Source organism: Streptomyces sp. NPDC060205 (genome assembly GCF_042728395.1).
Lineage (GTDB): Bacteria > Actinomycetota > Actinomycetes > Streptomycetales > Streptomycetaceae > Streptomyces.
Window position 1 is genome coordinate 1 of record NZ_JBHWZP010000502.1, and the last position, 4936, is coordinate 4936.

Consider the following 4936-nt stretch of genomic DNA (forward strand, 5'->3'; position numbering starts at 1 on the left):
GCCCGGCCCCTACGAGCTCTAAGGGGCCGGGCCGTGCGGCGTCCAGAGGAAGAGACTCAGACGCCGATTCTTTGGCGGCAGTGAACTTCCTACGATGGACGTTTGCCGCTGGGACCGTATCGTCGGCGAGTGGGCGACCGTGGCTGTTGTGGAGAAACACCGACGGAAAAGCCAGGGGGCCCTGGTAACCGGCTGTCTGCTCCAGCTGTGCGGGAAGGTGGGGCGTGCCCGCTTCTGGCGGCACTTCGTGGCAGGAGCCGACGACGCGGCAGCTGTCTGGTGCTGGACGGTCTGCTGTTCAACCACATGAGGGAAGCGGGTCACTGCTACGGGAGCCTGGCCGGCGCGCATTTTGGGAGGGGTCACACGATGACCGACGGCCGCTGCACATATCTTCCTCGCCCGGTTTGAGACGGGCTGCAGGAGCATATTTGAGCAGGCCGGTCACGGGAGTTTCGGCGTTGTTGCGCTGCCCGGCTTGGGGCTTCTCGTGAGTGTCGTCGGTGACGGTGGTTGTCACATGGCGATCACACAGCTAAGAGCCGCAGTGACAGCGGATGGCTGCGGCCGGCGGGTGATGTGGAGTGTTGACGCGGCGGACCAGTGGTCGCCGCGTCTGTCACACGAGCCACAGCTGGCGGACGGACTTGCCGTCGCGAGACTTCAGTAGCACTTCGTTGCCGTTTGCTGTCTCTCGCTCCACCAGTTCCAGAAGTGCCACTGCCCGCCGGACCGTCTCGGTGATCGAGATGCCCTTGTGTTCCTTGTACCAGCGGAGCTTGGAGGCAGTGTCTTCGTTGATGTTCACGCTGAGGCGGGTGACCGCTGTCGTCGACTGGGTGGTGCTCGTCGCCGACGCGGGTGTCTCAGTCGGGTGCTCGGGCATGCCAAGGCTCCTTGATTCGAAGAGTTACTCGAACGGACCCAGACACGGCAAGGTTCGGGCCCCGCCCTGCAGCGTGTCGCTACGGGCTCCCGAACGGCTCCGTGCTCATTGGGTCATCGCTGCCCGCACAAATGTCCTAAGCAACCACGGCCCCCCAAGGCGCGTGGTCCACCCCGAAAGGTGCGGTACAGCGCAAGCGTCAGCCTGCTGGTCAGGTGAAGTCAGAGGACGTGTGAGTAGTCATTCTTCTCCCTTGCGTGGGCCGACTGATGCTCGGTTACTTCGACATCGTGCCCTCGTGCGCATCCGATGTCAAGTAAATACTTACCACGTGTGGCAGTGGTACACATGGAATGTGTACCACGTGTGCATGAGAGGAACATTAGATGTTGAAAATGATCACATAGCATGTGGTATCGTCGGCCCCCAAGCACAGCTTGGGTGTCGCTCAGCAGCACCAGCCAAGCGCCGACCGCGGCGATGACATAGGGGGGCGCCCTCTGCATGGCGAACAATCCCGAGTGCAACTACGAGGTGCTCCACTACGGCTCACTCCGCTTCGTCACCCCGTACCAGGAGTGGCACAACGAACGGTCATACCCCCCGTTGCCCGAACCTGAAGTGCGGGAAGTACCGCTCGGCCGCCGGATCTTGGTACGGCAGCGACGCAGTCGGGGCGAGTTCCAGGAGGACCTGCTACCGGCCCATACGGAAACATGCGGCCTCGGCCCGCCCCGGCGCATCGAGATCTGCAGCTGCAGGCAAGGAGACCATGAGTGAAGAACGGCACCGGGACGGTCGGGCACTTAACCAGCCACTGCAACGGGCGCCGGCACGCACCGGCGCCCAGTGCCAGAGCCGCCGCGCGCCGACGAGGTGAACACTTGTGACAACAGCCGCCACCCCGCCCGGCTCGCAAGGACCCAACGAGCTCTGGGAAGACGAGATCCCCTCCACGGACAACAGCTTCCTGTGCATCGGGCCGGCCATCCCCATAACCCGCAGTCATGAGGAGGACGACTAACAGTTGGAAGAGGACGAGAACCCCTCCGACGAACCCGTAGTGGTCGTACAGGCCATCGAGACCAGCAGCCCGTCGCCGAGAAGTCCTCAACCCGGCTCCGGTCAAGAAGAGTTCATCGAGGACGAACCTCCCGGTTCCTCCGACGCAGTACGTGAGGGCAAGCCGAAACACATCGACGAAACCCGTCGCACACTGGCCGTCGGCATGCTGTGGCTTGTTGCCGTCGTAGCGGTCCTCCCGACCCTCGGCCTGATCCTCACTCACTGGACCCACTTCGGGACCGAGGCTTACCGCGAAGTGAGTCTCGTCTTTACCCCGGTGGTCGCCCTCACCAGCGCCGCGTTCGGCTTCTTCTTCGCCAGCGACGACCGCAACCGCCCTTGACAGGGCACACTTAACAGCGGCAACACCCAATCGGTCCTACCGCTCCTGGCCTTGCTCACCCGAACAATCACCCACTGCACGGGTGAGCTGGCCCAGCACTTATAGCAGCCCGCAGCGTGTTCAGTAATGAGATCCCGTAACGCGATCAGGTCCAGCCCTTCTCACCCTCGCCGCCCACACCCGCGATGCCGCCCGGGTATTGAGCAGGCGTCCCGGATGGTGTGGCGCGCTCGTCATAGATGGTTTTCGCCAGAGTGCCCTCGAAGAAGACGCGCATGGCGTACTCCCGGGTGCCGGCCTCCTTGTCTTCCGGAATGGTTCAGAGGGCGTCGCGCTGCCACGGGAGGCCAGCGAAAACGTCCACGACCTTACGAGGGTCGAGACCGGCAATGCGGGCCGCCGCGATGACGTTTGCGATGACGTGCAGGCCGACCGCTGCCGAGTGGAGGCCCCGCTTGCGGAACTCCGGGACGGTCAGGGTGTTGACGGCAGCGAGGTGCGCCTCGCGGGCCTTGGGGGAGCGATCGCGGACACCGACACCCGCGATGGCGGACGCAGCCGAACGCACCCCGGCGGCCTTGTAGAGGCCGGTGAAGTTCGGATCGCGCCTCTTGTGGGCGGAATCATCCGCAAGCGAGTGACCTCCACCGGGCTGTCCGGCAACGAGGCCCTCGCCGCGGTCGGCGACGAGGTCGTGGAGCTCCTTGACCTCGCGTGCGAGCGCAATATGACGTCGACGTCCGTGCGGCAGCGGCCGGGACACCGCCACGGCCGTTCCTTTCCCGGTTGTCCTTGCTACGCTGAGAAACCGGTGGTGTCGGGCTTTCGCCCCGCCCCTGCAGGCTCCCAGCCCCCGAGCCACAACCGGCTGCCGAGGCCGGCTGGAGCCGCGCCACCGACAGCGCAGCTCCAGCCTCCGCTCTCCAGGCACGCCCAGCGAGGCAACTCCCGCTGTCTCGCTTCGCCGGGAGGGCACCTCGCGCGAGGTCCCGAGCCGGGGGGAATCCTCGGTTCCCTCGCGCTTCCCGGCCGCCGCACCCGCGCGGCGGCGGCCGGACACACTCAGCCTCCCACCACGGGTATGGCCTGTCCGCCCCTTCAGAGCATGCATTTTCCTGACGGAGTTTCACCGTCCGTAACAGGAGGCTCGTGCGGTAGTTGTGCGACGTGCTGTGATCCGCAGTGGCAGCAACGAGCGCAGTGCGCACGGCCTATGCTCGGATACTGCTGCAAACCGGTCCGCTCCGCGAGGAGCGCGTCGACGGTGCTGGTGCCGGGGAGACCACATGGACATCCAGATACCCGCTGTCCGTAACAGGTACGACGCCTACGCAGAGCATCTGCGCGCCTGCCACACATGCCCGAGAGGCGCGGGGTTGTGCGCTGAGGGCGCGCAACTCATCCGCCGCTACCTGGCAGCGCTGAACAGCCCCCCTTGTCGTCGCGGGGATACGGGACGACAAAAGGGGCTGCGATAGCCTCCCAGGCACAGGCCCGGGAGGTTGTCCGGGGCTGTTCTCCGAACCCCGGGAACCCCCGGGTGACCACTTCACCGCGAAGTATGGCCGCCCGGCCCGGATGTTCGAGCGGCGTGCGCGATCTGGCGCTGCAGTTCGGCGTTCAGTTCGGCGGGCAGTTCTTGGGTGCGGGCGAAGCCGACTACGTGCTCCGCGACGGTCCGCACTTTGATGTTGGTGTGCTGGGAGACCCTCCGCAGCACCTCCCAGCCCTGCTCCGGCGTCAGCCGTCCCACGGCGATGACGACGCCGATCGCCTGGTCCACCACGGCGTGCGCGTGCACCGCCTGCTGAAGCTGCGCATTCTCGTCCCGGAGTTCTTCCACCCGCTGCGCTGCGTACTCCTCCGCCGCATCAGGGGCGGCAGACGTGGCGTCGGCTGCCACCGTCGTCTCCTTCTCTGTCGGCCTCGGCACCAAAAGCCTGCATGAGCTGGACAACTCTCCATTTTACGAAACGCCCCGCACCCCTACTACGGCTGTGACGTGCGGTAGCCGGAGCGCCGGTCAGGGCCGGCCCGCACGTGATCGGAGCACAGGGTGCCAGATCAGGGACCTCGGCCTGGCACGGCGCATGCACGGCTGGTCATCCGTCGCGCCCGGGGCTGCGGCAGGGGTTGCACTGGGGGTGGCGCGAGCCTCAAAGAACTTTCCGTGTTTGTGCAGGTCACCATGCCGGTGGCGCAGCTTGGGTGCCGACGTCCCCCTCAGCACAGCCCGTACGCGCCTCACCTGGAGGAAGAAGGGCGGGAGGGAAGTGGTGAGCGCTTCGGGGGATCGGGGCGCCCGTCGCGGCTCGCGCGCGCCGGCGGTGTCGCGCGTCGGCAGGTTCCACCTCTGTCGAGCCGGTCCGTGAAGGTGTTCATGCGAGGCGGTTCCCCTGCACGGATGTCGCAGGGATGCAAGGAAGTGCCGGTCAGCGAACGGAACTCCGGGGGAGGCAGGCCCTGAAGATCTTTCAAGTGGCGTCTTACCCGTGGTGCTCCCAGACGGCAGCTGCGGTCGCGGCGACGATGGTGACCGCGGCCAGCTGTCGGCGTACACATGAACGTCCCCACCTGCGTACGGATGAAAAGGGACAGTTGTTGATGCGGTGAGACCTGCTGCTCGGCACTCTGCTGCTTGG

General features: G+C 65.8%; 5 protein-coding genes. 1 reads left to right on the plus strand and 4 read right to left on the minus strand.

The window, feature by feature from the left end; all coding sequences use genetic code 11:
• Positions 1–619 precede the first annotated feature (619 nt).
• Positions 620–886, minus strand: coding sequence for a hypothetical protein (locus tag ACFWGJ_RS41895; protein WP_387334204.1), 267 nt, complete (start codon positions 884–886; stop codon positions 620–622).
• A 1027-nt stretch (positions 887–1913) separates the two neighbouring features.
• On the opposite strand from ACFWGJ_RS41895, the gene ACFWGJ_RS41900 reads away from it, so the two are divergent.
• Entirely contained in the window at positions 1914–2294 is a 381-nt protein-coding gene (locus ACFWGJ_RS41900) for a hypothetical protein (RefSeq protein ID WP_210894613.1), read from the plus strand.
• 145 nt (positions 2295–2439) lie between these two features.
• Here ACFWGJ_RS41900 and ACFWGJ_RS41905 read toward each other — a convergent pair whose 3' ends face one another.
• The 3 genes from ACFWGJ_RS41905 to ACFWGJ_RS41915 all read right to left on the minus strand — a co-directional run bounded on the left by ACFWGJ_RS41905 (position 2440) and on the right by ACFWGJ_RS41915 (position 4197).
• The gene (locus ACFWGJ_RS41905; RefSeq protein ID WP_387334205.1) at positions 2440–2571 is read right to left on the minus strand and encodes a hypothetical protein; all 132 of its coding nucleotides are present in this window, start codon (positions 2569–2571) and stop codon (positions 2440–2442) included.
• A 42-nt stretch (positions 2572–2613) separates the two neighbouring features.
• Entirely contained in the window at positions 2614–3063 is a 450-nt protein-coding gene (locus tag ACFWGJ_RS41910) for a hypothetical protein (RefSeq protein ID WP_387334206.1), read from the minus strand.
• Between the two features lie 780 nt (positions 3064–3843).
• Positions 3844–4197 carry an ANTAR domain-containing protein gene (locus ACFWGJ_RS41915; protein WP_381833573.1) on the minus strand — a complete coding sequence of 118 codons (354 nt, stop codon included), beginning with the start codon at positions 4195–4197 and terminating at the stop codon, positions 3844–3846.
• Between the last annotated feature and the right edge of the window lie 739 nt (positions 4198–4936).

What these genes read in the sequence shown, in the direction of transcription:
- ACFWGJ_RS41895 (WP_387334204.1), bottom strand. Translation starts at nt 886, where the DNA reads ATGCCCGAGCACCCGACTGAGACACCCGCGTCGGCGACGAGCACCACC.
- ACFWGJ_RS41905 (WP_387334205.1), bottom strand. Translation starts at nt 2,571, where the DNA reads ATGCGCGTCTTCTTCGAGGGCACTCTGGCGAAAACCATCTATGACGAG.